24 protein-coding genes are annotated in these 25,274 nt (G+C 61.8%); 9 read left to right on the forward strand and 15 right to left on the reverse strand.

Features of this window, described 5'->3' with window-relative positions; all coding sequences use genetic code 11:
* Positions 1-83: 83 nt before the first annotated feature.
* From PF1751_RS24420 to PF1751_RS24455, 8 genes are all read right to left on the reverse strand, one after another.
* Positions 84-1,088: a septal ring lytic transglycosylase RlpA family protein gene (locus PF1751_RS24420; RefSeq protein WP_010206787.1), complete on the reverse strand. Its 1,005-nt coding sequence runs from the start codon at positions 1,086-1,088 to the stop codon at positions 84-86.
* The gene (gene mltB, locus PF1751_RS24425; protein ID WP_010206788.1) at positions 1,088-2,098 is read right to left on the reverse strand and encodes a lytic murein transglycosylase B; all 1,011 of its coding nucleotides are present in this window, start codon (positions 2,096-2,098) and stop codon (positions 1,088-1,090) included. The genes PF1751_RS24420 and mltB overlap by 1 nt, the downstream gene beginning before the upstream one ends.
* A 17-nt stretch (positions 2,099-2,115) precedes the next feature.
* Positions 2,116-3,219, reverse strand: coding sequence for a rod shape-determining protein RodA (rodA, locus tag PF1751_RS24430; RefSeq protein WP_042570827.1), 1,104 nt, complete (start codon positions 3,217-3,219; stop codon positions 2,116-2,118).
* Between the two features lie 31 nt (positions 3,220-3,250).
* On the reverse strand, positions 3,251-5,149 hold the full coding sequence (mrdA, locus tag PF1751_RS24435) for a penicillin-binding protein 2 (protein WP_021492969.1): 1,899 nt from the start codon (positions 5,147-5,149) through the stop codon (positions 3,251-3,253).
* 15 nt (positions 5,150-5,164) lie between these two features.
* Positions 5,165-5,632, reverse strand: coding sequence for a 23S rRNA (pseudouridine(1915)-N(3))-methyltransferase RlmH (gene rlmH, locus PF1751_RS24440; RefSeq protein ID WP_003176297.1), 468 nt, complete (start codon positions 5,630-5,632; stop codon positions 5,165-5,167).
* 9 nt (positions 5,633-5,641) lie between these two features.
* Positions 5,642-6,136 carry a ribosome silencing factor gene (gene rsfS, locus PF1751_RS24445; protein WP_010206793.1) on the reverse strand — a complete coding sequence of 165 codons (495 nt, stop codon included), beginning with the start codon at positions 6,134-6,136 and terminating at the stop codon, positions 5,642-5,644.
* 69 nt (positions 6,137-6,205) lie between these two features.
* Positions 6,206-6,850 (reverse strand): nicotinate-nucleotide adenylyltransferase, encoded by a 645-nt coding sequence (nadD, locus tag PF1751_RS24450; RefSeq protein WP_010206794.1) that lies wholly within the window; start codon positions 6,848-6,850, stop codon positions 6,206-6,208.
* A complete protein-coding gene (locus PF1751_RS24455; RefSeq protein WP_044287939.1) occupies positions 6,850-8,115 on the reverse strand; it encodes a glutamate-5-semialdehyde dehydrogenase in 1,266 nt (421 codons plus the stop codon). Before PF1751_RS24455 ends, nadD begins: the two co-directional genes overlap by 1 nt.
* Positions 8,116-8,289: 174 nt before the next feature.
* On the opposite strand from PF1751_RS24455, the gene PF1751_RS24460 reads away from it, so the two are divergent.
* Together PF1751_RS24460 and PF1751_RS24465 are read left to right on the forward strand one after the other, a co-directional pair.
* Entirely contained in the window at positions 8,290-8,973 is a 684-nt protein-coding gene (locus tag PF1751_RS24460; RefSeq protein ID WP_029529011.1) for a DNA-3-methyladenine glycosylase, read from the forward strand.
* A 145-nt stretch (positions 8,974-9,118) separates the two neighbouring features.
* Entirely contained in the window at positions 9,119-10,435 is a 1,317-nt protein-coding gene (locus PF1751_RS24465) for a bifunctional DedA family/phosphatase PAP2 family protein (RefSeq protein ID WP_010206797.1), read from the forward strand.
* Here PF1751_RS24465 and PF1751_RS24470 read toward each other — a convergent pair.
* From PF1751_RS24470 to PF1751_RS24480, 3 genes are read right to left on the reverse strand one after another with little or no spacing between them, the layout of a single operon-like run.
* Positions 10,432-11,022, reverse strand: a complete 591-nt coding sequence (locus PF1751_RS24470; protein WP_010206798.1) for an LON peptidase substrate-binding domain-containing protein — start codon at positions 11,020-11,022, stop codon at positions 10,432-10,434. The genes PF1751_RS24465 and PF1751_RS24470 overlap by 4 nt on opposite strands.
* Positions 11,023-11,043: 21 nt before the next feature.
* Positions 11,044-11,760, reverse strand: a complete 717-nt coding sequence (locus PF1751_RS24475; protein ID WP_044287940.1) for an LrgB family protein — start codon at positions 11,758-11,760, stop codon at positions 11,044-11,046.
* The gene (locus tag PF1751_RS24480; protein ID WP_010206802.1) at positions 11,757-12,110 is read right to left on the reverse strand and encodes a CidA/LrgA family protein; all 354 of its coding nucleotides are present in this window, start codon (positions 12,108-12,110) and stop codon (positions 11,757-11,759) included. The genes PF1751_RS24475 and PF1751_RS24480 overlap by 4 nt, the downstream gene beginning before the upstream one ends.
* Before the next feature lie 177 nt (positions 12,111-12,287).
* On the opposite strand from PF1751_RS24480, the gene PF1751_RS24485 reads away from it, so the two are divergent.
* From PF1751_RS24485 to PF1751_RS24495, 3 genes are all read left to right on the forward strand, one after another.
* Positions 12,288-12,743: a MaoC family dehydratase gene (locus PF1751_RS24485; RefSeq protein WP_010206803.1), complete on the forward strand. Its 456-nt coding sequence runs from the start codon at positions 12,288-12,290 to the stop codon at positions 12,741-12,743.
* A 105-nt stretch (positions 12,744-12,848) separates the two neighbouring features.
* Entirely contained in the window at positions 12,849-14,567 is a 1,719-nt protein-coding gene (locus tag PF1751_RS24490; protein ID WP_010206804.1) for a C13 family peptidase, read from the forward strand.
* A gap of 29 nt (positions 14,568-14,596) precedes the next feature.
* Positions 14,597-15,238: an oxidoreductase gene (locus tag PF1751_RS24495; RefSeq protein ID WP_010206805.1), complete on the forward strand. Its 642-nt coding sequence runs from the start codon at positions 14,597-14,599 to the stop codon at positions 15,236-15,238.
* Positions 15,239-15,376: 138 nt separating this feature from the next.
* Here the strand turns inward: PF1751_RS24495 and PF1751_RS24500 are convergent, their stop codons facing one another.
* Genes PF1751_RS24500 through PF1751_RS24515 form a run of 4 tightly spaced genes read right to left on the reverse strand, consistent with a single transcriptional unit; the run spans position 15,377 to position 19,585 of the window.
* The gene (locus PF1751_RS24500) at positions 15,377-15,661 is read right to left on the reverse strand and encodes a YceK/YidQ family lipoprotein (protein ID WP_021492973.1); all 285 of its coding nucleotides are present in this window, start codon (positions 15,659-15,661) and stop codon (positions 15,377-15,379) included.
* Positions 15,654-16,283 (reverse strand): flavin prenyltransferase UbiX, encoded by a 630-nt coding sequence (ubiX, locus tag PF1751_RS24505; RefSeq protein WP_010206807.1) that lies wholly within the window; start codon positions 16,281-16,283, stop codon positions 15,654-15,656. The genes PF1751_RS24500 and ubiX overlap by 8 nt, the downstream gene beginning before the upstream one ends.
* On the reverse strand, positions 16,280-17,629 hold the full coding sequence (mpl, locus tag PF1751_RS24510) for a UDP-N-acetylmuramate:L-alanyl-gamma-D-glutamyl-meso-diaminopimelate ligase (protein ID WP_044287941.1): 1,350 nt from the start codon (positions 17,627-17,629) through the stop codon (positions 16,280-16,282). Before mpl ends, ubiX begins: the two co-directional genes overlap by 4 nt.
* A gap of 57 nt (positions 17,630-17,686) precedes the next feature.
* A complete protein-coding gene (locus PF1751_RS24515; protein WP_042570824.1) occupies positions 17,687-19,585 on the reverse strand; it encodes a sigma-54-dependent Fis family transcriptional regulator in 1,899 nt (632 codons plus the stop codon).
* 273 nt (positions 19,586-19,858) lie between these two features.
* Between PF1751_RS24515 and exaC the strand changes: the two genes are divergently transcribed.
* From exaC to eutC, 4 genes are all read left to right on the forward strand, one after another.
* Positions 19,859-21,379, forward strand: a complete 1,521-nt coding sequence (gene exaC, locus PF1751_RS24520) for an acetaldehyde dehydrogenase ExaC (protein ID WP_010206811.1) — start codon at positions 19,859-19,861, stop codon at positions 21,377-21,379.
* A 157-nt stretch (positions 21,380-21,536) separates the two neighbouring features.
* Positions 21,537-22,970: an ethanolamine permease gene (eat, locus tag PF1751_RS24525; protein WP_010206812.1), complete on the forward strand. Its 1,434-nt coding sequence runs from the start codon at positions 21,537-21,539 to the stop codon at positions 22,968-22,970.
* A 52-nt stretch (positions 22,971-23,022) separates the two neighbouring features.
* Positions 23,023-24,417, forward strand: a complete 1,395-nt coding sequence (locus PF1751_RS24530; protein ID WP_044287942.1) for an ethanolamine ammonia-lyase subunit EutB — start codon at positions 23,023-23,025, stop codon at positions 24,415-24,417.
* The gene (gene eutC / locus PF1751_RS24535; RefSeq protein ID WP_010206815.1) at positions 24,414-25,247 is read left to right on the forward strand and encodes an ethanolamine ammonia-lyase subunit EutC; all 834 of its coding nucleotides are present in this window, start codon (positions 24,414-24,416) and stop codon (positions 25,245-25,247) included. Before PF1751_RS24530 ends, eutC begins: the two co-directional genes overlap by 4 nt.
* Positions 25,248-25,274: the final 27 nt, after the last annotated feature.

The raw sequence follows: 25,274 nt of genomic DNA on the forward strand, positions 1-25,274 counted from the left end.
CCCTTGCCCCTGGGTTTTTATTGTTCAACGAGCCAACAACCAGGGTTCGAGCCCGCGCACGAGCCTGAACCATCAATGCTTACTTATTCTGAAGTGACCACGCTGGGTTGCCCCAGGTTGGCCATGCGTACGCTGTTCTGTACGTGTGCGACTTCGCTCGGCGAGCCGATCGGGCCCATGCGTACACGGTGCAATGTCTGCTGGTTACGCACGATGGAGCTGATAAACACCGGCGCGTTGACCATACCACTGAGCTTGGACCTTAACAGTTCTGCCGCATCCGGGTTGGCGAAAGCGCCCACCTGCAGGTATTGCCCGCCGGCCATGGATGCGCCAGGCGCCGCATGGGGTACGACCACGGTATCAGGCGCGTGCTGTGCCGGCGGCGGCGTCCACTGCTCGATCTTGCCCGTGGAGGCCGTCACTTGCGGCTGTTGGGTTTGCGGCTCGTTGAGCATCAACGGCGCCGGCTTGCCACGCTGGGCCCAGTACTGGGCCGGGTCAATGCCTTCGACCTTGACGCGCGCGGTGCCGGTTTCGGCGTAACCGAGTTTCTTCGCGGCGGCGTAGGACAAGTCGATGATGCGGTCCGAGTAGAACGGTCCACGGTCGTTGACCCGCAGGATCACCGTGCGGTTGTTGTCCAGGTTGGTCACCCGCACATAGCTGGGCAGCGGCAACGTCTTGTGGGCCGCGCTCATGCCGTACAGGTCATACACTTCGCCGTTGGCGGTGTTCTGGCCGTGGAATTTGGTGCCATACCAGGACGCCGTGCCCGATTGCACGTAGGTCTTGGACTCCTGCAGCGGGAAGTAGCTCTTGCCCAGCACGGTATAGGGGTTGGCCTTGTACGGGCCAGTGTGCAGGGTTGGCGTGGCATCCGGGATCTTTGACACGTCGACGTCCCACCACGGCGCGCCGTCTTTGTGCGCGCGGTTGATGTCCAGGCCTGGCTGGGCACGGACGACTGCGCCGCCGGACTTCTGCGCCGGCGCGCGGCTGTTGGTGGTGGAACAACTGACGACCAGCAAGGACAACGCGGCGAACGCCACCAGCTTGAGCGGTTGATAGAACGGCGATGCCCGCATTACTTGTTGCCCCGTGCTTGGACCAGCATGTCTGACAGCTGATGCACGGCCATGGCGTACATCACACTGCGGTTATAACGCGTGATTGCGTAGAAATTCTTCAGGCCCATCCAGTATTCCGGACCGTTTTCGCCTTCGAGGCGGAACGCGGTGACCGGCATATCATCAGGCAGCGCATTCTGACTCGACCAGCCCAGCGCCCGCAACTCCCCGACCGTCTTGGCGGGCTCGATGCCCTGGGTCAGGCCTTCATCGGCACGGTCCCCGGTGACGTCGGCGCGGATCACCACCGGCTCGCCAGCGACCCAGCCATGGCGCTTGAAGTAGCTGGCCACGCTGCCGATGGCGTCGTCGGGGTTGCTCCAGATATTGATATGCCCGTCGCCGTCAAAATCCACCGCATAGGCGCGGAAACTGCTCGGCATGAACTGCGGCAAGCCCATCGCCCCGGCGTAGGAACCCTTGAGGGTCAGCGGGTCGACCTGTTCTTCGCGCGCCAGCAGCAGGAATTCACGCAGCTCCTTGCGGAAGAAGTCAGCGCGCGGCGGGTAATCAAAGCCCAGGGTCGACAAGGCGTCGATCACCCGGTAACTGCCGGTATTGCGCCCGTAAAACGTTTCGATACCAATGATCGAGACAATCACCTGGGCCGGCACGCCGTATTCCTGCTCGGCGCGGGCCAGTACCGCCTCGTGCTGGCGCCAGAAGTCCACACCCCGCGCCACGCGGGCGTCGGTGAGGAACATCGGGCGGTATTCCTTCCACTGTTTCACGCGTTCGGCTGGGCGAGAGATGGCGTCGAGGATCGCCTGCTTCTTCTGGGCTTCGCGGAACACGCCCATCAGTTGTTCACCGGCGAAACCATAGTCGCGGGTCATTTCACCGACAAACTCGGCGACCTGGGGTGAACCATCGTAGTCACCGGCCTGCGCCTCTTGCGTTGCGCCCAGCAGCCCAATCAGGCCCATCCAGGACGCGTGCCGAGTCGCCCAGCCGCGCATTACTTGCATTGACATCTTCACCTTATTCAAACCTGCGCGATCCATTTACGATGCGTATGAATCGACATCAAAACCCCAAACGCTGACAGCAATGTCACCAGCGAAGTTCCGCCGTAGCTAATGAACGGCAACGGCACCCCAACCACCGGCAACAGGCCACTGACCATACCGATGTTGACGAAAACGTAAACAAAAAAAGTCATGGTCAAGGCACCGGCCAGCAATTTGCCGAACAGCGTCTGCGCCTGCGCGGTGATCACCAGGCCGCGACCAATCAACAGCAAATAGATCAGCAACAGCGCGCATATGCCCACCAGGCCGAACTCTTCGCCCATCACCGCAATGATGAAGTCGGTATGGCTCTCGGGCAAAAAGTCCAGGTGCGACTGGGTGCCCAGTAACCAACCCTTGCCAAATACTCCACCGGAACCGATGGCGGCCTTCGACTGAATAATGTTCCAGCCCGTGCCCAACGGGTCGCTTTCGGGGTCGAGGAACGTCAGGATCCGCTGCTTCTGGTAGTCGTGCATAAAAAAGAACCACATGGCCACGGCCACGGGCACGGCGGCGGCCAGCACGCTGAGGATCCAGCGCCAGCGCAATCCGCCCATGAACAGCACGAACGCACCGCCCGCCAGGATCAGCAGCGAGGTGCCAAGGTCGGGCTGGCGCACGATCAGGATGAACGGCACCCCGATCAGAATCAGGCTGATCCCCACGTGCTTGAGCTGCGGCGGCAAGGTGCGCTTGGACAGGTACCAGGCGATGGTCGCCGGCATCAGAATCTTCATGAATTCCGACGGCTGGAAGCGAATCACCCCCGGGATGTTGATCCAGCGGGTCGCCCCCATGGCGTTGTGGCCCATCACGTCCACCACCACCAGCAGCAGCACGCCAGCGACATAACCGAGTGGCACCCATCGCGCCATGAAGCGCGGCTCAAGCTGGGCGATCACCACCATCGACAACAACCCCAGGCCGAACGACGACGCCTGTTTGATCAGCAGGTCCCAGTTCTTGCCACTGGCCGAATACAGCACGAACAGACTGCCGGCCGCCAGGGTCAGCAGCAGGATCAGCAACGGGCCATCAATGTGCATGCGCTGCAGCAACGTCGCACGGCGACGCATCACATCCTCACTGGAGAGGATGCGGTCAAAATTACTCTTCACGGGCCGTAACCTCGGTGCTTGAAGGGGGGCCGCCATATTCGGGCTTGAGCCTGCCGTCGTCGGCCAACAGCCAGGCGTCCATCACTTGGCGCACCACGGGCGCAGCGACGCCGGAACCGGACTCGCCGTTCTCGACCATCACCGCCACCACGATTTTCGGGTCGTCCGCCGGGGCAAAGCCGACAAACAAGGCGTGGTCACGGTGGCGCTCCTGGACCTTGGTGCGGTCGTATTTTTCACCCTGCTTGATCGCCACCACCTGAGCGGTACCGCTCTTGCCGGCGATGCGGTATTGCGCGCCAACCGCCGCCTTGCGTGCGGTGCCACGGGCGCCGTGCATGACTTGCTGCATGCCGTGGTTGACCTTGGTCCAGTCCGACGCATCGCGCAGCACAATGTCCGGGATCGGGTTGTCATCCACCGGCTTTTCGCCTTCGATGGTCTTGGCCAGGTGCGGACGGTTCCAGATACCTTTGTTCGCCACCAGTGCCGTGGCCTGGGCCAGTTGCAGCGGCGTGGCCTGCATATAGCCCTGGCCAATGCCAAGAATCAGGGTTTCACCCGGGAACCACGCCTGGCGACGGGTCGCTCGTTTCCACTCCCGCGACGGCATCAAGCCGGGGGATTCCTCGAACATGTCCAGGGAGACCTTCTGGCCGAGGCCGAACTTGCCCATGTAGGCGGACAAGCGGTCAATGCCCAGCTTATGCGCCAGGTCGTAAAAATAGGTGTCGTTGGAGCGCATGATCGCGGTGTCCAGGTCGACATAGCCGTCACCGGTGCGGTTCCAGTTACGGTATTTATGATCGTAGTTGGGCAGCATGTAGTAGCCCGGGTCGAACACCCGGCTGGAGGCCGTGACCACCCCCGCGTCCAGACCGGCAATCGCCACCGCCGGCTTGATCGTCGACCCCGGCGGGTACAGACCGCGCAGTACGCGGTTGAACAGTGGCCGGTCAATGGAGTCACGCAACTCGGCGTAAGCCTTGAAGCTGATGCCGGTCACGAACAGGTTGGGGTCAAAGCTTGGCTGGCTGACCATCGCCAGCACTTCGCCGGTCTTCGGATCCAGGGCAACCACCGCGCCGCGACGACCGCCCAAGGCCATCTCCGCCGCTTCCTGCAATTTGATGTCCAGGCTCAGCACGATGTCCTTGCCGGGCACCGGATCGGTGCGTTTGAGCACCCGCAGCACGCGGCCACGGGCGTTGGTCTCGACTTCTTCGTAACCCACTTGGCCGTGCAGCTCGGGCTCGTAGAAACGCTCGATGCCGGTCTTGCCGATATGGTGGGTGCCGCTGTAATTGACCGGATCGAGGGTTTTCAGCTCTTTTTCGTTGATTCGCCCCATGTAACCGACAGAGTGAGCAAAGTGCGGCCCTTGCGGGTAATGCCGCACCAACTGCGCCACCACTTCCACACCCGGCAAACGGAACTGGTTCACCGCGATCCGTGCGATTTGCTCTTCGGTCAGCTCAAACAGGATCGGTACCGGCTCGAAAGGCCGGCGCCCCTGTTTCATGCGTTTCTCGAAGATCGCCCGGTCTTCCGGCGTCAGCTGCAGCACCTCGACGATCACATCGAGGATCTGCTGCCAGTCACCGGAGCGCTCACGGGTCATGCTCAGACTGAAGCTGGGCCGGTTATCCGCCACTACCACGCCATTGCGGTCGAAGATCAGCCCGCGGGTCGGCGGGATCGGCTGCACATGCACCCGGTTGTTTTCCGACAAGGTGGAGTGATAGTCGTACTGGATCACCTGCAGGAAATACAGGCGTGCGATCAGCACACCCAACAACGCCACCACCATGATTGCGCCAAACACCACACGCGAGCGTACAAGACGTGCGTCTTTCTCGTGGTCCTTGATGCGGATCGGCTGGGTCATCGGGAGGGGCGCAGATTATTTGTGGTAAGGGTGCCCGGACAGAACTGTCCAGGCGCGATACAGCTGTTCACCGATCAGAATCCGTACCAACGGGTGCGGCAGCGTCAGCGCCGACAGCGACCAACGCTGATCCGCCCGCGCACAGACTTCCGGCGCCAGCCCTTCGGGGCCGCCGACCATGAAGTTGACCGTACGCGAATCCAGGCGCCAGCGATCCAGTTCCACCGCCAACTGCTCGGTGCTCCAGGGTTTGCCGTGGACTTCGAGGGTGACGATGCGCTCATTGGGGCCGACCTTGGCCAACATGGCTTCGCCTTCCTGACGGATGAAGCGCGCCACGTCGGCATTCTTGCCCCGGGTATTGAGCGGTATCTCGACCAATTCCAGCGACAGCTCAGCGGGCAGACGCTTGGCATACTCATGCCAGCCTTCTTCCACCCACTTGGGCATGCGTGAACCGACAGCAATCAGACGCAGGCGCACAGCCGTTCCTTATTCCTGGTCTTTGTTCAGCTTGTCGAAGTGCGCGTGGCCCACTTCCGGGCTGTGGTGCTTGCCATCGGCGGCACGGCTCTGCTCGGCGCCTTTCCACAGACGCTCCAGGTCGTAGAACTGACGGGCGTTGGAGGTCATCATGTGAACGATCACGTCGTCCATGTCCAGCAGCACCCAGTCACTGTCGCCCTTGCCTTCTTCACCCAGCGGCTTCACGCCTTGGGCTTTGACGGCTTCGCGGACCTTGTCGAGCATCGCGCCGATCTGGCGGTTCGAGGTACCGGTGGCGATGATCATGTAGTCGGTGATGCTCTGCTTGTCGCGCACGTCCAGTACCTGGATGTCCTGGGCCTTGACGTCTTCAAGGGCCGCCACGGCGACTTTTACCAGTTCTTCGCCAGCCAGCTCAGGGCCGGTGTGGGCTTCTACTGGCAGCGGAGCGCTTTTGAAGGTGCCTTTGCGCTTAACTTTGCTTACGTCTTTGTTCGTCATATAAAACTCGTTTTGCTCGTATGTTCGGGCGCCCGCTCTACGACTGTGCGTAGGTTCGAGCGCGCCTTTTCAGTTCGACGCACGGTAAAGCCCGTGCGCATCGATGTAGGCCAGGACCGCGTCAGGCACCAGGAAACGTACCGACTTCCCGCTGGCCAGCAGTTGACGGATCTGGGTGGCGGACACCGCAAGCGGGGTCTGCCAGACGAATGCAATATTCCCGTTCGGCCCGGTCAGGGCCAAGGGGTCACTTACCGACCGCGCGGCCAGCAGGTTGCGCAAGGCATCCGGCGGTTCGCTGTCGGCATCCGGGCGTTGCAAAACCAGGATGTGGCAATGCTGGAGGAGTTCCTCCCAGCGATGCCAAGAGGGCAGGCCGCAAAATGCGTCCCAGCCCAAAAGCAGAAACAACTGGTCATCCACGGCCAACTCGGCGCGTATCAGTTCCAGGGTGTCCACAGTGTAGGACGGTTTATCGCGCTTGAGCTCGCGGTCGTCCACCACCAGCGGCGTTATGCCGTCCACCGCCAGGCGCACCATTTCCAGGCGCTGCTGTGGCGACACTTGCGGCGTATCGCGATGGGGCGGCCGAGCGTTGGGCATCATGCGCAGCTCGTCCAGCGCGAGGGCATCCGCGACTTCCAGGGCACTGCGCAAATGGCCGATGTGCACGGGGTCGAAGGTACCGCCGAGCAGCCCGATGCGTTTACCCATCAAGTGCGCACATGACCATCGCCGAACACCACGTACTTCTCACTGGTCAGGCCTTCCAGGCCAACCGGGCCGCGGGCGTGGAGTTTGTCGGTGGAAATACCGATCTCCGCCCCCAGGCCGTACTCGAAGCCGTCGGCAAAACGCGTCGAGGCGTTGATCATCACCGAAGCGGAGTCCACTTCGGTGAGGAAACGCCGGGCATCGCTGAAATGCTCGGAAACAATCGCGTCGGTGTGCTTGGAGCCATAGGTGTTGATGTGTTCGATGGCCTCGTCGAGGTCGTCGACAATCTTGATCGACAGGATCGGCGCGGTGTATTCGGTGTACCAGTCAAGCTCGGTCGCGTCGATCACGTCCGCGCCCAGCAGCGCACGGGTACGCGCGCAGCCCCGCAGTTCCACGCCCTTGTCGCGGTAGATGGCAGCCAGCGGCGGCAGCACGCGATCGGCAATGCCGACGTGCACCAGCAGCGTCTCCATGGTGTTGCAAGGGGCGTAGCGGTGGGTCTTGGCGTTGTCGGCGATGCGGATCGCCTTGTCGATGTCGGCGGCGATGTCGATGTACACATGGCACACGCCGTCCAGGTGCTTGATGACGGGCACTTTTGCATCACGGCTGACACGTTCGATCAGGCTCTTGCCACCACGCGGCACGATCACGTCGACGAATTCGGGCATGGTGATCAGCGCGCCTACGGCGGCGCGGTCGGTGGTTTCCACCACTTGCACCACTTCGGCAGGCAACTCGGCCACGGCCAGGCCCTGCTGGATGCACGCGGCGATGGCACGGTTGGAATTGATCGCCTCGGAACCGCCACGCAGGATAGTGGCGTTGCCGGATTTGAGGCACAGGCTCGCGGCGTCGATGGTCACGTTCGGACGCGACTCATAAATGATGCCGATCACGCCCAGCGGCACGCGCATCTTGCCGACCTGAATGCCGGATGGCAGGTAACGCATGTCACGGATTTCACCGATGGGGTCAGGCAGCTTGGCCACCTGACGCAGGCCTTCGATCATGTCGTCGATACGTGCCGGGGTCAGCGCCAGGCGGTCCAGCAGGGCCGGTTCCAAGCCATTGGCGCGGCCGTTGGCCAGGTCTTGCTCGTTGGCGGCGGTCAGCTCGGAGCGCGAGGCATCCAGAGCGTCGGCGGCGGCCAGCAGGGCACGGTTCTTCTGCGCAGTGCTCGCACGGGCGATCAGCCGCGAGGCCTGACGGGCAGCGCGACCCAGGCGGGTCATGTAGTCAAGAACGGACTCAGTCATAGTCAGGGAGTCTTGGCAGGGAGGAAAGCGGCAGATTATAGCTGTGACGCCGCCCGACTGACAGCGGTGAGGGGCGGATGGTCGAAATGAACTGTAAAAACCTGGGGTTCAGCGGTAATTAAGGTGGGAGTTGTTATGATTCCGTCACATTTAGCCGTATTTACCCTGACCGCCATGCCCAGTTCATCGCCCCAACTCCCCGCCAGCGCCCTGCCCGACAGCTTCTTCGACCGTGACGCGCAAATTCTTGCGCAAGCATTGCTCGGAAAAGTCATCCGCCATCGCGTCGGCGAAACCTGGCTTTCTGCGCGAATTATTGAAACCGAAGCCTATTACGTGGCCGAAAAAGGCAGCCACGCCTCATTGGGCTACACAGAAAAGCGTAAGGCTTTGTTTCTGGACGGTGGCCATATCTACATGTACTACGCCCGTGGCGGCGACTCCCTGAACTTCAGCGCCCATGGGCCGGGCAATGCCGTATTGATCAAATCAGCCTATCCATGGGTCGATGAGTTATCCGGCCCGGCGAGCCTGGCGCAGATGCTGCTGAACAACCCGAATGCCGATGGCAGCCCACGCACCTTGCAAAAACTCTGCGCCGGTCAGACCCTGCTGTGCAAAGCCCTGGGGTTGAAGGTGCCGATGTGGGACGCCAAGCGTTTCGATCAGGAACAGCTCTATGTTGAAGACGTGGGCCAGACCCCGATCCAGATCATCCAGACCACGCGCCTGGGCATCCCCAGCGGGCGTGATGAACACCTGATGTACCGCTTCGTCGATGCGGGCTACGCGCCTTATTGCACGCGGAACCCGCTGCGCCGGGGCCAGGTCGAAGACCGCGATTATTTTTTGATTTGATAAGTAATGACCGCTGTCCCTGCTGGAAATCGATACCTGCCACACCGCAGATCCAATGTGGGAGCAAGCCCACTCCCACAGTTGGCCGGCGGTGTGGCCGGCTATGAGTTCGAGAGGAAATGGCCGCACAAATGGAGAGGACTGTATGAGCCAATGGCTCGATAGCATTACCGGCTGGTTAACACTGAACCCCGAATGGCTGGCGGTCGCGGTGTTTATCGTCGCCTGCGTGGAATGCCTGGCCATCGCCGGGCTTATCGTGCCGGGCACGGTATTGTTGTTTGCCATTGCGGCGCTGGCCGGTAGCGGCGCGCTATCCTTGAGCGAAACCCTGCTGCTGGGTTTCCTCGGCGGCTTGCTGGGTGACGGGGTGTCCTACTTCCTCGGACGACATTTCCATCAGAACATCCGGCGTCTGCCCGGCCTGCGCCATCATCCCGAATGGATGAACGGCGCCGAAACTTACTTCCACAAGTACGGCATTGCCAGCCTGCTGGTCGGACGTTTCATCGGCCCATTGCGCCCTATGCTGCCGATGGTGGCCGGTATGTGCGACATGCCATTCCCGCGTTTCGCCATGGTGAGCATTGTGGCAGCAGCGGGTTGGACGGTGGCTTATCTGCTGCCCGGCTGGGCGACCGGCGCTGCGTTCCGCCTGCCCTTGCCCGAAGGGTTCTGGCCCGAGGCGGCAGTGGTTGCGGGTTGCCTGGCGGCGTTGATTGGACTGAGCCTGAACAGCAGCCTGCGCGGCCATCGGCGCGCCACGTTATGGATTGGGTGTGCCAGCCTGGTGCTATTGATCGCGCTGTTTATTGGCTACCACTCGCTGGACAACTTCGACCACGGCCTAAGCGCCCTGGTGCAGGAACACCGCAGCCCCTGGCTGGACGAAGTGATGGTGCGCATCACCCAGCTGGGTGAGTTCAAGAAGATGTTCGTTGCCAGCGCGGTGTTCACTGGCCTGCTGCTATTGGCGCGGCAATGGCGCCACGCAGTGTTCGTTGGCGCAACGCTGGCCGGGGCTGCGGTGATCAACACCGGGACCAAGCTGTTTTTCGCCCGTGGCCGCCCGGAAATCCTCACCGACCCGCTGACCAGCTTCAGCATGCCCAGCGGCCACGCGTCGGGCGCGTTCGCGTTTTTCCTGGCGCTGGCGATCCTGGCCGGTCGCGGACAACCCGTGCGGTTGCGCCTGACCTGGATGTTGTTGGGCTGCATTCCCGCCGCTTTCATTGCGCTATCGCGCGTCTACCTCGGCGCCCACTGGCCCACGGACATCCTGGCCGGCACGCTGCTGGCGATGACGGTGTGTGCGTTCAGCCTGGGCATCAGCCAGTATCGAAGCCCGCTGCCGGCCATGTCGCAAAAAACCTGGTGGCTGTTGCTGCCGGCATTGGTCGCGGTGCTCAGCTTCATCGCACTCACTGGCACGCCCCACGCCCTGCTGCGCTATGCCTATTAAGTGAACAGTTCGCCCTGCAATTCGTCGAGCAGCATCTGGATCGCATCCAGGCGTTGCTGCGGGTCATCGAGTTGCAGCAGGTCGATCTTGTCGGCCTCGGTGAACGGCAGCAGATACGCCAACTGATTGCCCAAGGCTTGCTGGCCGTCGGCGTGGGCGTCCATGTCCAACGACGCCACCATGGGGTGCTCGGCCAATGCCTGGAGCAGCGCCAGCAGGTCGGCATCTTCTTCTTCCAACGGCTGGTCCGGCAGTTCTTCGAGCCACTGCACGTCGGCCACCAGCAGTTGGTCTTTCTGCACACCGGCATCCCGTACGCGAAACCTGCGCCCGCCTTCGACGCGAATCCCCAGCAGGCCGTTGTCCTGTTGCTTGAAGTCGCGGATCAGCGCTTCACAGCCGATCAGCGCGTAGCCGTCCGGCGCCGTGCCCACCTCCTGGCCGTCGAGAATGCACACCACACCGAAGCTTTCGCCCTTTTTCATGCAGCGGGCGACCATATCCAGGTAGCGCGCCTCGAACAGTTGCAGGTCGAGGGTGCAGCCAGGGAACAGCACGGTATTGAGCGGGAACAGCGCCAGACTCATAAAGGTTTCCTTAAACCCGGTTTAAACGATCACCGACACAGCCAGCGGCAGGAACACCGCCGTGGCCACGCCCATCAGACTCATCGCCAGCGCTGCAAAAGCGCCGCATTCTTCGCTTTCCTGCAGGGCCACCGAGGTGCCGACGGCATGAGCAGTCATGCCCAGCGCCATGCCGCGCGCCTCGGGGCTGTGCACCCCCAGGCGAGACAAATACGCCGGGCCGATCATCGCACCGATCACCCCGGTGATCAGCACAAATACCGCCGCCAAAGCCGCCACGCCGCCGATCTGCTCGGCCACCAGCATGGCGATCGGTGAAGTCACCGACTTGGGCGCCATGGTCATCAACATCCTGTGCTCGGCGCCAAACCACCAGCCCAGCAGCACACACAGGCCGGTGGCGAGCACACCGCCTATCACCAGCGTAGTAAAAATCGGCCAGAACAATTGGCGAATGCGCCGCAGGTTCAAGTAAAGCGGCACCGCCAGGGCCACGGTCGCCGGACCCAGCAGGATGCCCATGATCTCGGTGCTCTTGCGGTACTCGGCGTAGCTCAGGCCACAACTGATCAGCACGCCGATCACCAGCAACATGGACACCAGCACCGGCTGCAGGAAGATCCAACGGGTTTTCTCGAACCCTGCCAGTACCAACTGATAAGCGCCGAGGGTGATGCCGATGCCGAACAACGGGTGATGAATCACCGCTGTCCACGCGCCATGCCAGTCGAAGATCATTGATCCTTCTCCTTGCGCTTGACCATCTGCTGCATCAGCACGCCCACGAAGCCCATGGCGATCACCAGCGACAGCACCAGCGCACCGACAATGGCCCAGAAATCAGCGGCAATATCCTTGGCATACACCATCACCCCCACCGCCGGTGGCACCAGCAGCAACGGCAAGTAACGCAACAGGCTGCTGGCCGCCAGGCTCAAGGGCTCGCCGACATCGCCCTTCCAGATCAGAAAACCCAGCATCAACAGCAGCCCGATGATCGGCCCCGGCAGTACCGGCAACAGCAAATGATTAATCGCCGTGCCGATCAGTTGAAACAGCACCAGCCAGGTCAGGCCACGTAACAGCATCCGTTCTTCCCCCTCAATACTCGCCCGCATTATAAGCACGCCCGCCCTATGCACCGGCATTCGCCAAAAGCATGGTGGGTTGACCGAGCCTATCGGCCATGATGATCTACATTGGTTCTCTGTAATCCATAAAAAACCAGACGTTCTACACAGCGTGATGAACCAAGGAGAGACGCAATGCCCTATGTACCCGTAGCGCAGCTCAAAGATTATGTCGGCAAGGAACTGGGACGTTCCGAATGGCTCACCATCGACCAGGCGCGTATCAACCTGTTCGCCGAGGCCACTGGCGATCATCAGTTCATCCACGTCGACCCGGTCAAGGCCGCGCAAACCCCGTTCGGCAGCACCATCGCCCACGGTTTCCTGTCGCTGTCGCTGATGCCCAAACTGATGGAGGACCTGCTGATCGTGCCCGAGGGCCTGAAGATGGCCGTCAACTATGGCTTGGACAGCGTGCGCTTCATCCAGCCGGTGAAGGTCAACTCCAAGGTGCGCCTGAACGTGACGCTCAATGACGTCACCGAGAAAAAACCCGGCCAATGGCTGCTCAAGGCCACCGCCACCCTGGAAATCGAAGGTCAGGAAAAACCAGCTTACATTGCTGAGTCGCTGTCCCTCTACTTCGTGTAAGTCCGTGCCTGTGGTGGGGACATAAACCTCACCACAGCGTATGTAAATTTATGTATGAAACTCGCAGCTGCGGCATACTCGGCGCTCAATTATCCGGATCCCGCTATGCGCCCACTCGCTCCCCTCGCCCTTGCCCTGTTGCTCACCGCTTGCGGAGACGGCGAATCGCTGTTGCCGCCCGATGCGCGCCTGCCCGACGGCGGCCGCTACCGGGGCGATGTGGTCGATGGTTTGCTGCAAGGTCAGGGCCGCGTGGACTACCCCAACGGCAGCTGGTATGCCGGCCAGTTCGACAAAGGCCAGTGGCACGGCCAGGGCGAGTGGCATGGCAGCAATGGCGAAGTCTATAAAGGCCAGTTCCAGCAGGGGCTGTTCGACGGCCAGGGCAGCCTGACCACGGCGGGCAGCCACTATGTGGGCGGCTTCAAGAACGGTCGACGCAACGGCGAAGGCACCCTCAAAGAGGGGCAGATGACCTATCGCGGCGAATTCAAGGACGACCAGTATTCCGGCCTCGGTCGCCTGGAGCTGGCGGACGGCAGCCAATACCAGGGCCAGTTCGCCCACGGCAAACCGAATGGCGAAGGCCAGCGCAACGACGACAGCGGCAACCAGTTCAGCGGCCATTTCGTCGATGGTCAACTGGAAGGCAACGGCACTTTCAACAGCGCCGATGGCGACATTTATGTCGGCCAATTCAAGCAGAACCAGCTCAATGGCAAGGGCCGCTACGAGAACGCCGACGGCGACGTGTGGATCGGCCAGTTCAAGGAAGGCGCGCTCAGCGGCAAGGGCGAGTTGATCGGTGTCGACGGCAGCCACTATGTCGGCCAGTTCAGCGATTGGCGCTTCAGCGGTGAAGGCCGCCTGAACCTCACCGACGGCAGCTTCTATATCGGCGGGTTCGACAGCGACAGCTATCAAGGCAAAGGCACCCTGGTCCTCACCGACGGCACCGTGCAGGCCGGCACGTGGGTCAATGGCATGCGCGTGCGTGACGCCGATGGCAAACTGCTGCCCGACCCGTTGGAGATCGGCGTACTGGCCCAAGGTGGTTTGCTCAACGCAGCCCTCGCCGCCGTGCCCGCCTCGACCCCGGCCGTCGAGCTGTACACCCTGGCCGTGGCCGGCGACGGCAAACAGAGCGTGTTCCTGCGCGAAGCCGATTACGTCAGCAACATGCTCGCCACCCGTTTTGGTGCACGCGGGCAGATTCGCCTGGTCAACCACCGCGATCACATCGCCGACCGCCCGCTGGCCACGCGCGAAAGCCTGCGCCGCGCCGTGCAGACTCTGGCCGACCGCACCGGGCCGGAAGACCTGGTGTTTATCTACATGACCAGCCACGGTACCCACGAACACGAACTGGTGCTGGACCAACCGCGTATGGAGCTGGCCGACCTGCCCGCCGATGAGCTCGCCGCCGTGCTGGCACCGCTGAAGAGCCGCGACAAGATCGTGGTGATTTCCGCCTGCTACTCCGGTGGCTTCATACCGGCGCTAAAGGACGATCGCACCCTGATCATGACCGCGTCCCGCGCCGATCGCGTGTCTTTCGGTTGCTCCGAGGAAGCCGACTTCACCTACTTCGGCGACGCCCTCTTCGCCCAAGCCTTCAACCAGACCGACGACTTGCAGCAAGCCTTCAAGCTGGCACAACTGCATGTGGCCGAACGCGAACAGGCGGACAACTTCGAAGCCTCCGAGCCGCAGATCTGGGCCCCCAAGGGTGTGATCGCCCATTGGCAATTATTACGCAAACAGCAGGCACGAAAGGCGCTCGAAAGCGTCTCAATGAATAGCAAGGAAGCCAAAGGCAACTAAGCTGTAACGTGTAACAAGGGGGAAACACCATGTACCTGACGCCTCAGCATATCTTGCTCGCCGGAGCCTCCGGCCTTACCGGCGAACACCTGCTCGATCGCCTGCTCAACGAACCCACCGTGACCCGCGTGCTCGCACCCAGCCGCAAGCCATTGGCGGAACACCCGCACCTGGAAAACCCGGTGGGCGACCCGGCGGTGTTCCTGCCGCAGCTGAGTGGCCGGGTGGATCTGGCCTTCTGCTGCCTGGGCACCACCCTCAAACAGGCGGGCTCCGAAGCGGCTTTTCGCGCCGTCGATCTGGACATGGTGGTGGCCTTCGCCAAACGCGCGCGGGAAATGGGCGCACGGCACTTGGTCGTGATCAGCGCCATTGGCGCCGACCCGAAATCGTCGGTCTTCTACAACCGCGTCAAAGGGGAAATGGAAGAGGCGCTGAAAGCCCAGGACTGGCCTCAACTGACCATCGTGCGGCCGTCGTTGCTGTTGGGGGAACGGCTGGAGCCGCGCCTGACCGAACAGTTGGCCGGCCCGTTATCACGACTGATTCCAGGCAAATACCGTGGTATCGAAGTGTGTGAACTGGCCCGGGCCATGTGGCGCCTGGCGCTGGAAGAACAGGATGGGGTGCGGGTGGTGGAGTCGGATGAGTTGCGCAAGCTGGGCAAGTAATCCGATTTAACTATCCGGCAGAGATTCAAATGTGGGAGCGGGCTTGCTCGCGAAGGCAGTGTGTCAGTCGACGAGTAATATGACTGATCCACCGCATTCGCGCTCCCACATGGGTTTTGTGCCGCCTTCCAGACAGGGTTAGAGACCACCGGTAGCGTTGAAGCCAACCCCAAGAACCGTCAACACCGACAGCGGCAACAACAGCGTATCGAGCAACGCACTGGCCGGCAGATCCACCCCAGGGTAGCTCGGCGCCTCGGCACCAAACCTGTCCTTGGCGCAGCAACCCCCCTTCATCGCATACAGGTCCAGGCGCGTACCGGCATACACCACCGGCGCGCCAGGTTTTGCCGCATCCAGTGTGCGCGCGGTGGCGCAGCCGGCCAGTTGCAGCGCCAACAGGATCAGCAGCGCCTTACTCATCACTGCTCAAATGGTGCTCACCCCAACGCGGCAGCATGTCCTGAGGGATGTTCAGCAGGTTGAGGATGCGCGCCACCACAAAGTCCACCAGGTCATCGATGGTCTGCGGCTGGTGATAGAAGCCCGGCGAGGCCGGCAAAATGGTGACGCCCATGTTCGACAGCTTGAGCATGTGTTCCAGGTGAATGCTCGAATACGGCGCTTCACGGGGCACCAGGATCAACTGGCGACGCTCCTTCAAGGTCACATCCGCCGCGCGCTCGATCAGGTTGTTGCAGGCACCGGTAGCAATCGCCGACAAGGTCCCGGTGGAACATGGCACCACCACCATCGCCGCCGGCGCGCCGGAGCCGGAAGCCACGGGCGACATCCAATCCTCTTTACCGTAGACCTTGATCTGCCCCGCCGCCGCACCGGTGTATTCGGTGAGGAAGGCCTGCATCATCTGCACCTTGGGCGGCAGCGCCACGTCGGTCTCGGTGGCCATCACCAACTGCGCGGCCTTGGAGATCAGGAAGTGCACCTCGCGCTCTTCGCGTACCAGGCAATCCAGCAGGCGCAAACCATAAGGCGCACCAGAAGCGCCGGTCATCGCCAGGGTAACGCGTTCCGGGCCACTCATTTCAGCGCCTCAGCCAATTTGCCGTGCAGGCCGCCAAAGCCGCCGTTGCTCATGACCACGACATGGGTGCCCGGTTTGGCCAGGCGCTTGACGTGTTCGATGATGCCTTCGATGGAGTCGCAGACCAGGGAAGGCACGGTGCACAGGGCTGCAATCGCCGGCAGATCCCAGCCGAGGTTGGCCGGTGCGTACCAGACCACCTGGTCGGCGTCGTTGACGCTTTCCGGCAGGCCATCCCGGTGGGCACCGAGCTTCATGGAGTTGGAGCGCGGCTCGACAATCGCAATGATCGGCGCATCGCCGACACGTTTGCGCAGGCCATCCAACGTAGTAGCAATTGCCGTCGGGTGGTGGGCAAAGTCGTCGTAGATGGTAACGCCATTCACGTCGGCAACTTTTTCCATACGGCGCTTCACGCTTTTGAACGCGCTCAACGCGGCAATGCCCATGGAAGGCACCACGCCCACGTGCCGCGCAGCCGCCAGGGTGACCAAGGCATTGGCGACGTTGTGCTGGCCGGTCATGTCCCACTCGACGATGCCTTGGGTCTGGCCTTCGAACAGCACTTCAAATGTGGAACCGTCGTCGCTGAGCAGCTTGACCTGCCACTGCCCGCCCTCGCCAGTGGTTTGCACCGGGGTCCAGCAGCCCATCTCGATCACACGCTGCAAGGCCGGCTCGGTGGTCGGGTGGATCACCAGGCCTTCGCTCGGAATGGTGCGCACCAGGTGATGGAACTGACGCTCGATGGCCGCCAGATCGGGGAAGATGTCGGCGTGGTCGAACTCCAGGTTGTTCAGGATTGCCGTGCGCGGGCGGTAGTGAACGAATTTGGAGCGCTTGTCGAAGAAGGCGCTGTCGTATTCATCCGCCTCGATCACGAAGAACGGCGTATCGCCCAGGCGCGCCGACACCGAGAAATTCTGCGGCACACCACCGATCAGGAAGCCCGGGCTCATGCCTGCATGCTCCAGCACCCAGGCGAGCATGCTGCTGGTGGTGGTTTTGCCGTGGGTGCCAGCGACCGCGAGTACCCAACGGCCTTGCAACACATGGTCGGCCAGCCATTGCGGGCCGGACACATAAGGCAAACCTTTATTGAGTACGTATTCGACTGCCGGGTTGCCACGGGACATGGCATTGCCGATCACCACCAGGTCCGGGACCGGGTCGAATTGCGACGGGTCGTAACCTTGGGTCAACTCGATACCCTGGGCCTCGAGTTGCGTGCTCATGGGCGGATAGACGTTGGCGTCGGAGCCTGTCACGTGATGGCCCAGCTCTTTGGCCAGTACTGCCATCGAGCCCATGAATGTGCCGCAAATACCGAGAATATGAATGTGCATAGTCGACCTCGTAAAACATCGAGGCAGGTTAGCGCAGGGGGGCGAAAATCGCACCCTTTAGCTGAGGGCGTGACGCGCGATGCCATGCCGGCGCAGCTTTCTATACAGCGTGTTGCGGCTGACGCCCAGTTGCTCCGCCGTGTGCGTCATGTGCCAGCGCTGCTGCTGCAACGCCGTGAGCAACGCCAGGCGCTCGGCGTCTTCCAGCGGCGACTCCAGCGGTTTGGTCTGCGCGACTGCCACGGGCCTGACCTGACGAATCTGCGCAGGCAAATCTTCCAGGCCAACACGCCCCTCATCACACAGCGCCACCAAGGTGCGCAGCACCGTGCGCAGCTGGCGGACGTTCCCCGGCCAGGCAAACGCCAACAACGCTCCCCGCGCCGACGGGTCGAGGGCAACCGGCTCACCATTGGCCTCCTGGGTCAGCAGGAAATCCAGCAACTGGGCTTTATCACTGCGCTCGCGCAAAGGCGGCAAACCGACTTCCAGGCCATTGAGCCGGTAATACAGGTCCTCGCGAAAGCTACCGTCCTGCACACGCTCCAGCAAATTCCGGTGAGTCGCGCTGATAATTCGTACGTTCACCGCCTGGGGCTCACCGCCGAGCGGCACCACCAGCCGATCTTCCAGAACCCTTAACAGGCGGGTTTGCAGCGCCAGGGGCATATCACCGATTTCATCGAGGAACAGGGTGCCGCCATCGGCTTGCTGCAATTTGCCTTGCATGCCCTCTTTGCGCGCACCGGTGAAGCTGCCGCCGCGATAGCCGAACAGTTCGCTTTCGATCAGGCTTTCCGGGATGGCGGCGCAATTGAGTGCGACGAACGCCTTGTTGGCACGCTGGCTCGCCAGGTGCACCGCCTTGGCGAAGGCCTCTTTGCCGGAGCCGGTTTCGCCATTGATCAACAGCGGCACATCACGCTCGAATACCCGCAGCGCCTTGCGAAAGTCCTGTTGCAGCGTCGGATCGCCCAGGCAAATACCGGGCAACGGAGCGGGCTCAGGCTGGACGAAAGGTGTCGATGCGCTGCGCACTTGGCCACGCAGCGCGGCAAATAACTGTCGCCCATCACGGGTCCGCAGCGGCCAACTGGCCGTGGCATTGGCGCTGGCGCGGCCAAGCAGTTGATCCAGTGAGCAATCAAAAAACGCTTCCACCGGGTGCCCCAACAAACCGCCACGCACCTGGCCCAACAGGTTCAGCGCGCTCTGGTTGACCGCACAGATGCGCCCGTCTCCGTCGAATGCCAGCAACCCTTCACTGAACAACCCCACCGACTCCGCCTGCAAGTGAAAACGCAGCAACCAGTGGTGTTCAAAGTGACGCAGGAAGTAGCAACTCTCGATCATCTTCGCCGACAGGTTCACCAACGCCATGGTGTGGAACTGGCTCTGGCGCGACACGGCCTCCCGTGCGGAGGACACATCCAGCACGGCCAGCAGATCACCCTGCGGATCGAACACCGGGCTCGCCGAGCAGGTCAGCCCGGTGTGCCGGCCCCGGAAGTGTTCGTCACGATGAATGGTCAGGGATTGGCGCTCCACCAGGCAGGTGCCGATGCCGTTGGTGCCTTCGCAGGCCTCGCTCCAATCGGCACCCAGCCACAACCCGGCGCGCTCGAAGATCTTGCGCTCGGACGGCGCGGTGACACAGTTGAGGATCACGCCGCGCGCATCGGTCAGCAACACAGCATGCCCCGCACCGGAGAGCTGCTGATGCAGGCTGTTCATCTCGCTGCCGGCAATGTGCAGCACTTGCTGCAGGCGCTCGCGGCTTTCCAGCAAGCGACCGTGTTCGAGCACAGTGGGTGCAATGGTTTGCGCAGGGTCGAGGTGATAGTCCTCCAGGCAACGCAGCCAGGAGCGGGCGATGGACGGATCGCTGGACGGGTCGCGGCCATGCGCCACGGTGAGGACTTGCTGGGCATGGCGGCTGAAATGATCGTTGTGCATTTCTTATTATTCTCCCTGCGTGAGAACCCCCAGCATCCCCCAGCGAACCAGGCAATGCAATCCCAGGCCGACCCACTGGTCACAGGCTGTACCGTTTGTGGCACAAACTGTCACATCGCCCGTATCGACCCTGCCACAGCCACGCCTTGCAACAATGTCCAACCCCTTGATTTCGCTGGTCCACGAAACGGTGGCCCAACCTTTGCTCTACGCTTTATCAAGCGCTTGTCGCGCTGCGCTCCCAATAAACATAAAAGCCAGGAGATACCCACCATGCGTTACGCACACCCCGGTACTGAAGGCGCCATCGTTTCGTTCAAGGCCAAGTACGGCAACTACATCGGTGGCGAGTTCGTTGCGCCGGTCGATGGCAACTATTTCACCAACACCTCGCCGGTCAACGGCAAGGCAATCGCCGAATTCCCGCGCTCCACGGCCAAAGACATCGACAAGGCCCTGGACGCCGCCCATGCCGCCGCCGACGCCTGGGGCAAGACCTCGGCCCAGGACCGCGCGCTGGTCCTGCTGAAAATCGCCGACCGCATTGAACAAAACCTCGAACTGCTGGCCATCACCGAAACCTGGGACAATGGCAAAGCCGTGCGTGAAACCCTCAACGCTGACATCCCGCTGGCCGCCGACCACTTCCGTTACTTCGCCGGCTGCATCCGCGCCCAGGAGGGCACCAGCGCCGAGATCAACGAGCACACCGCGTCGTACCACTTCCATGAGCCACTGGGCGTGGTTGGCCAGATCATTCCGTGGAACTTCCCGCTGCTGATGGCGGCGTGGAAACTCGCCCCAGCCCTGGCCGCTGGTAACTGCGTGGTGCTCAAACCCGCCGAGCAAACCCCGCTGGGCATCAACGTACTGATGGAACTGATCGGCGACCTGCTGCCGCCGGGCGTCCTGAACGTGGTGCACGGCTACGGCAAAGAGGCCGGCGAAGCGCTGGCCACCAGCAAGCGTATCGCCAAAATCGCCTTCACCGGCTCCACGCCAGTGGGCTCGCACATCATGAAATGTGCTGCGGAAAACATCATTCCGTCGACGGTTGAACTGGGCGGCAAGTCGCCGAACATCTTCTTTGCCGACATTATGAAAGCCGAGCCTTCCTTTATTGAAAAGGCCGCTGAAGGCCTGGTACTGGCGTTCTTCAACCAGGGCGAAGTGTGCACCTGCCCTTCCCGCGCGCTGGTGGAAGAGTCGATCTACGACGACTTCATGAAAGTGGTCATGAAGAAAGTCGAGCAGATCAAACGCGGCGACCCGCTGGACACCGACACCATGGTCGGCGCCCAGGCGTCCGAGCAACAGTTCGACAAGATCCTGTCCTACCTGGAAATCGCCAAGGGCGAAGGCGCACAACTGCTGACGGGCGGCAAAGTCGAGCAGCTCAGCGGTGATATGGCGGGGGGTTATTACATCCAGCCGACCCTGCTCAAGGGCACCAACGAAATGCGTGTGTTCCAGGAAGAAATCTTCGGCCCGGTGGTGAGCATCACCACCTTCAAGGACGAAGCCGAAGCCCTGGCAATTGCCAACGACACCGAGTTCGGCCTGGGCGCCGGCGTGTGGACTCGCGACATCAACCGCGCCTACCGCATGGGCCGCGCGATCAAAGCGGGCCGCGTGTGGACCAACTGCTACCACCTGTACCCGGCGCATGCGGCATTCGGCGGTTACAAGAAGTCCGGCGTGGGGCGTGAGACGCACAAGATGATGTTGGATCACTACCAGCAGACCAAGAACTTGCTGGTGAGTTACGACATTAATCCACTTGGCTTCTTCTAAAGTTGCCTCCTAGCAGGCGACCCGCTCTCAACTTGAAATGAGATCAAGTGTGGGAGCTGGCTTGCCTGCTCCCACATTTGAACTTCGCAAGTAGCTGCTACCTCATTCGGCACACAGAGGCCGAGTTAAAAACAATAAGAATGGAAGGTACTTTCCAATGCCTAGCGAACCTACTGGATCCTCCGTCGACTTCGAAAAAGTCGACACCGACTACTTCCAGCAACGCGAACTGAAAAAAGGCGCCGCCGGCTGGGTGCTGCTGGTTGGCCTCGGCGTTGCCTACGTCATCTCCGGCGACTACGCTGGCTGGAACTTCGGCCTGGCCCAGGGTGGCTGGGGCGGGATGTTCCTCGCGACATTGCTGATGGCCACCATGTACCTGTGCATGTGCTTTTCCCTGGCCGAACTGTCTTCCATGATTCCTACCGCCGGTGGCGGCTACGGCTTTGCCCGCAGTGCATTCGGGCCTTGGGGCGGGTTCCTAACGGGCACCGCGATCCTGATCGAATACGCCATCGCCCCCGCCGCCATCGCGGTGTTTATCGGCGCGTATTGCGAGTCGCTGTTCGGCATCGGCGGCTGGATGATCTACCTGGCGTTCTACATCATCTTTATCGGCATCCACATCTTTGGTGTCGGTGAAGCACTGAAGTTGATGTTTGTGATCACCGCCGTGGCCGCGATTGCCCTGGGAGTGTTCCTGGTGGCGATGGTGCCGCACTTCAATGTCGCCAACCTGCTGGACATTCCAGTGACCGAGGCAAAGGGCGCCAGCACCTTCCTGCCATTCGGCTACGTGGGTGTGTGGGCGGCGATTCCCTATGCCATCTGGTTTTTCCTCGCGGTAGAAGGTGTGCCCCTGGCGGCCGAAGAAACCAAAAACCCGAAACGCGACCTGCCGCGCGGCTTGATTGGCGCCATCGTGGTGCTGACCAGCTTTGCCCTGCTTATCCTCGTTATTGCACCGGGCGGCGCTGGCACTTACGCGCTGGTCAAATCCGGCAACCCGCTGGTTGAAGCGTTGGCGTTGTCCTACGGCGGTTCCACCTGGATGGGCAGCTTCGTCAACCTGGTCGGCCTGGCGGGTCTGATCGCGAGCTTTTTCTCGATCATCTATGCCTATTCGCGGCAGATCTTCGCACTGTCACGCGCCGGCTACCTGCCGCGCAAACTGTCCCAGACCAACAAAAGCAAGGCGCCGGTCCTGGCGCTGGTGATCCCCGGCATCATCGGTTTTGGCCTGTCGCTGACCGGCCAGGGTGACCTGCTGATTCTGGTGGCGGTGTTCGGCGCGACGATTTCCTACGTGCTGATGATGGCCGCGCACATCACCCTGCGCATCCGTCGCCCCAAAATGGACCGTCCGTACCGCACGCCGGGTGGCATCTTCACTTCAGGCGTTGCGCTGGTACTGGCCTGCGTGGCCGTGGTGGCGGGCTTTCTGGTGGATCCACGGGTGGTGATTGGCGCCGCGATCATCTATGGAGTATTAATTGCTTACTTTGCTTTCTACAGCCGGCATCACTTGGTAGCAGGCACGCCCGAAGAGGAATTCGCGGCGATCCAGGCCGCAGAGGCCGCCTTGCACTAACTGCCGTAAACCTCGGCGCGAGCAATTGCCCGCGCCGCCAAGGAGACACTGTATGGCAAGCTTTTCCCACGCGGTGGGTGCACAAACCTACCGCTTCGACAGCCTCAAGGACGTGATGGCCAAGGCCAGCCCCGCGCGTTCCGGAGACTTCCTGGCCGGCGTCGCCGCACAGAATGACGGTGAGCGGGTGGCGGCGCAGATGGCGCTGGCGAATATCCCGCTGAAACACTTTCTGCAGGAAGTGTTGATCCCCTATGAAAGTGATGAAGTCACCCGGCTGATCATCGACACCCACGACACCCAGGCGTTTGCACCGGTCAGCCACCTGACCGTGGGCGGCCTGCGCGACTGGCTGCTCAGCGACGCGGCCGACGAACATTCCCTACGCGCCTTGGCGCCAGGTCTGACGCCAGAGATGGCCGCCGCCGTGTCCAAGATCATGCGCGTGCAGGACCTGGTACTGGTGGCGCAGAAGATCCGCGTGGTCACGCAATTTCGCGGCACCATGGGCCTGCGCGGGCGTTTATCCACCCGCCTGCAACCCAACCATCCTACAGACGAACCGGCGGGCATCGCCGCGAGCATTCTGGATGGTCTGCTGTACGGCAACGGCGACGCCATGATCGGCATCAACCCGGCCACCGATAGCATCGCCTCGATCTGCGCCATGCTGGAAATGCTCGACGCGATCATCCAGCGCTACGAAATCCCGACCCAGGCCTGCGTGCTCACTCATGTCACCACCTCCATCGAGGCGATCAACCGTGGCGTACCGCTGGACCTGGTGTTCCAGTCGATCGCCGGCACCGAGGCGGCCAATGCCAGTTTCGGCATCAGCCTGAGCGTGCTGCAGGAAGGGTACGAAGCAGGGTTGAGCCTCAATCGCGGCATCTTGGGCCAGAACTTGATGTACTTCGAGACAGGTCAAGGCAGCGCCTTATCGGCCAACGCGCACTTTGGCGTCGACCAACAAACCTGCGAGACGCGCGCCTACGCGGTAGCCCGACATTTCAAACCGTTTCTGGTAAATACAGTCGTAGGATTTATCGGCCCGGAGTACCTGTACAACGGCAAGCAGATCATCCGCGCCGGCCTGGAAGACCACTTCTGCGGCAAGCTACTCGGCGTGCCCATGGGGTGCGACATCTGTTACACCAACCACGCCGAAGCCGACCAGGACGACATGGACACCCTGCTGACCCTGCTGGGCGTGGCCGGGATCAATTTCATCATGGGCATCCCCGGTTCCGACGACATTATGCTCAACTACCAGACCACTTCGTTCCACGACGCGCTCTACGCCCGGCAAACATTGGGTTTAAAACCGGCGCCGGAGTTTGAGCAGTGGCTGGCAAAAATGGGCATCTTCACGCAAGCCGACGGCAAGGTGCACTTCGGCAACAGCCTGCCACCGGCGTTTCGCCAAGCCCTGGCGCAACTGGGATGAAGGAGCCGCCTGTGCAACTCGACCTGCCTGACAACCCCTGGCTGGAACTGCGCCGCCTGACCCCGGCGCGCATTGCCCTGGGCCGAACCGGCACCAGCATTCCCACCCACGCGCAGCTGGATTTTCAGTTTGCCCACGCCCAGGCGCGGGACGCGGTGCATTTGCCCTTTGACCATGCGGGCCTCAGCAGCCAGCTGGCCGAACGCGGGCGTGACAGCCTGCTGCTGCACAGCGCCGCTGCAGACCGCCACAGCTACCTGCAACGCCCGGATTTGGGGCGGCGCTTGAGCGATGAATCCGCCCAAGCGCTGCGCGACCACGCGTCGGCCAACCCCGGCGGCGTGGATTTGGCCGTTGTAGTGGCCGATGGTTTATCCGCGCTGGCCGTGCATAAACACACCTTGCCGTTTCTGACGCGCATGGAAGAACAAACCCACGCCGAAGGCTGGTCGTTGTCGCCGGTCATCCTGGTGGAACAAGGCCGCGTGGCGGTGGCGGATGAAATCGGGCAATTGCTCGGCGCCAAGATGGTGGTGATCCTGATCGGCGAACGGCCGGGGCTCAGTTCACCGGACAGTCTGGGGCTGTATTTCACCTACAACCCCAAGGTCGGCCTCACCGACGCCTATCGCAATTGCATCTCGAATGTACGCCTGGAGGGCCTGAGCTATGGCATGGCGGCTCATCGCTTGCTGTATTTGATGCGAGAAGCGTGTCGTCGGCAGCTGTCGGGGGTCAACCTCAAGGACGAAGCGCAGGTTCAGACCATTGAATCCGATGACCCGGACCTGATGAAAGGCAATTTCCTGCTCAGTTCACCGGATGACTGATCGCGGTACGATTGCGCTTTTTCGCGC

The organism is Pseudomonas simiae (assembly GCF_000934565.1).
GTDB classification, from domain to species: domain Bacteria; phylum Pseudomonadota; class Gammaproteobacteria; order Pseudomonadales; family Pseudomonadaceae; genus Aquipseudomonas; species Aquipseudomonas simiae.

Coding starts and splice junctions, on each gene's coding strand:
- PF1751_RS24455 (WP_044287939.1), bottom strand. CDS start 8,115: ATGACTGAGTCCGTTCTTGACTACATGACCCGCCTGGGTCGCGCTGCC.
- PF1751_RS24475 (WP_044287940.1), bottom strand. CDS start 11,760: ATGATCTTCGACTGGCATGGCGCGTGGACAGCGGTGATTCATCACCCG.
- PF1751_RS24480 (WP_010206802.1), bottom strand. CDS start 12,110: ATGCTGTTACGTGGCCTGACCTGGCTGGTGCTGTTTCAACTGATCGGC.
- PF1751_RS24490 (WP_010206804.1), top strand. CDS start 12,849: ATGCGCCCACTCGCTCCCCTCGCCCTTGCCCTGTTGCTCACCGCTTGC.
- mltB (WP_010206788.1), bottom strand. CDS start 2,098: ATGCAAGTAATGCGCGGCTGGGCGACTCGGCACGCGTCCTGGATGGGC.
- PF1751_RS24495 (WP_010206805.1), top strand. CDS start 14,597: ATGTACCTGACGCCTCAGCATATCTTGCTCGCCGGAGCCTCCGGCCTT.
- PF1751_RS24515 (WP_042570824.1), bottom strand. CDS start 19,585: ATGCACAACGATCATTTCAGCCGCCATGCCCAGCAAGTCCTCACCGTG.
- PF1751_RS24420 (WP_010206787.1), bottom strand. CDS start 1,088: ATGCGGGCATCGCCGTTCTATCAACCGCTCAAGCTGGTGGCGTTCGCC.
- PF1751_RS24470 (WP_010206798.1), bottom strand. CDS start 11,022: ATGAGTCTGGCGCTGTTCCCGCTCAATACCGTGCTGTTCCCTGGCTGC.
- PF1751_RS24485 (WP_010206803.1), top strand. CDS start 12,288: ATGCCCTATGTACCCGTAGCGCAGCTCAAAGATTATGTCGGCAAGGAA.
- PF1751_RS24460 (WP_029529011.1), top strand. CDS start 8,290: ATGCCCAGTTCATCGCCCCAACTCCCCGCCAGCGCCCTGCCCGACAGC.
- mrdA (WP_021492969.1), bottom strand. CDS start 5,149: ATGACCCAGCCGATCCGCATCAAGGACCACGAGAAAGACGCACGTCTT.
- PF1751_RS24530 (WP_044287942.1), top strand. CDS start 23,023: ATGGCAAGCTTTTCCCACGCGGTGGGTGCACAAACCTACCGCTTCGAC.
- eat (WP_010206812.1), top strand. CDS start 21,537: ATGCCTAGCGAACCTACTGGATCCTCCGTCGACTTCGAAAAAGTCGAC.
- ubiX (WP_010206807.1), bottom strand. CDS start 16,283: ATGAGTGGCCCGGAACGCGTTACCCTGGCGATGACCGGCGCTTCTGGT.
- mpl (WP_044287941.1), bottom strand. CDS start 17,629: ATGCACATTCATATTCTCGGTATTTGCGGCACATTCATGGGCTCGATG.
- exaC (WP_010206811.1), top strand. CDS start 19,859: ATGCGTTACGCACACCCCGGTACTGAAGGCGCCATCGTTTCGTTCAAG.
- PF1751_RS24465 (WP_010206797.1), top strand. CDS start 9,119: ATGAGCCAATGGCTCGATAGCATTACCGGCTGGTTAACACTGAACCCC.
- rodA (WP_042570827.1), bottom strand. CDS start 3,219: ATGCGTCGCCGTGCGACGTTGCTGCAGCGCATGCACATTGATGGCCCG.
- PF1751_RS24500 (WP_021492973.1), bottom strand. CDS start 15,661: ATGAGTAAGGCGCTGCTGATCCTGTTGGCGCTGCAACTGGCCGGCTGC.
- rsfS (WP_010206793.1), bottom strand. CDS start 6,136: ATGACGAACAAAGACGTAAGCAAAGTTAAGCGCAAAGGCACCTTCAAA.
- nadD (WP_010206794.1), bottom strand. CDS start 6,850: ATGGGTAAACGCATCGGGCTGCTCGGCGGTACCTTCGACCCCGTGCAC.
- eutC (WP_010206815.1), top strand. CDS start 24,414: ATGAAGGAGCCGCCTGTGCAACTCGACCTGCCTGACAACCCCTGGCTG.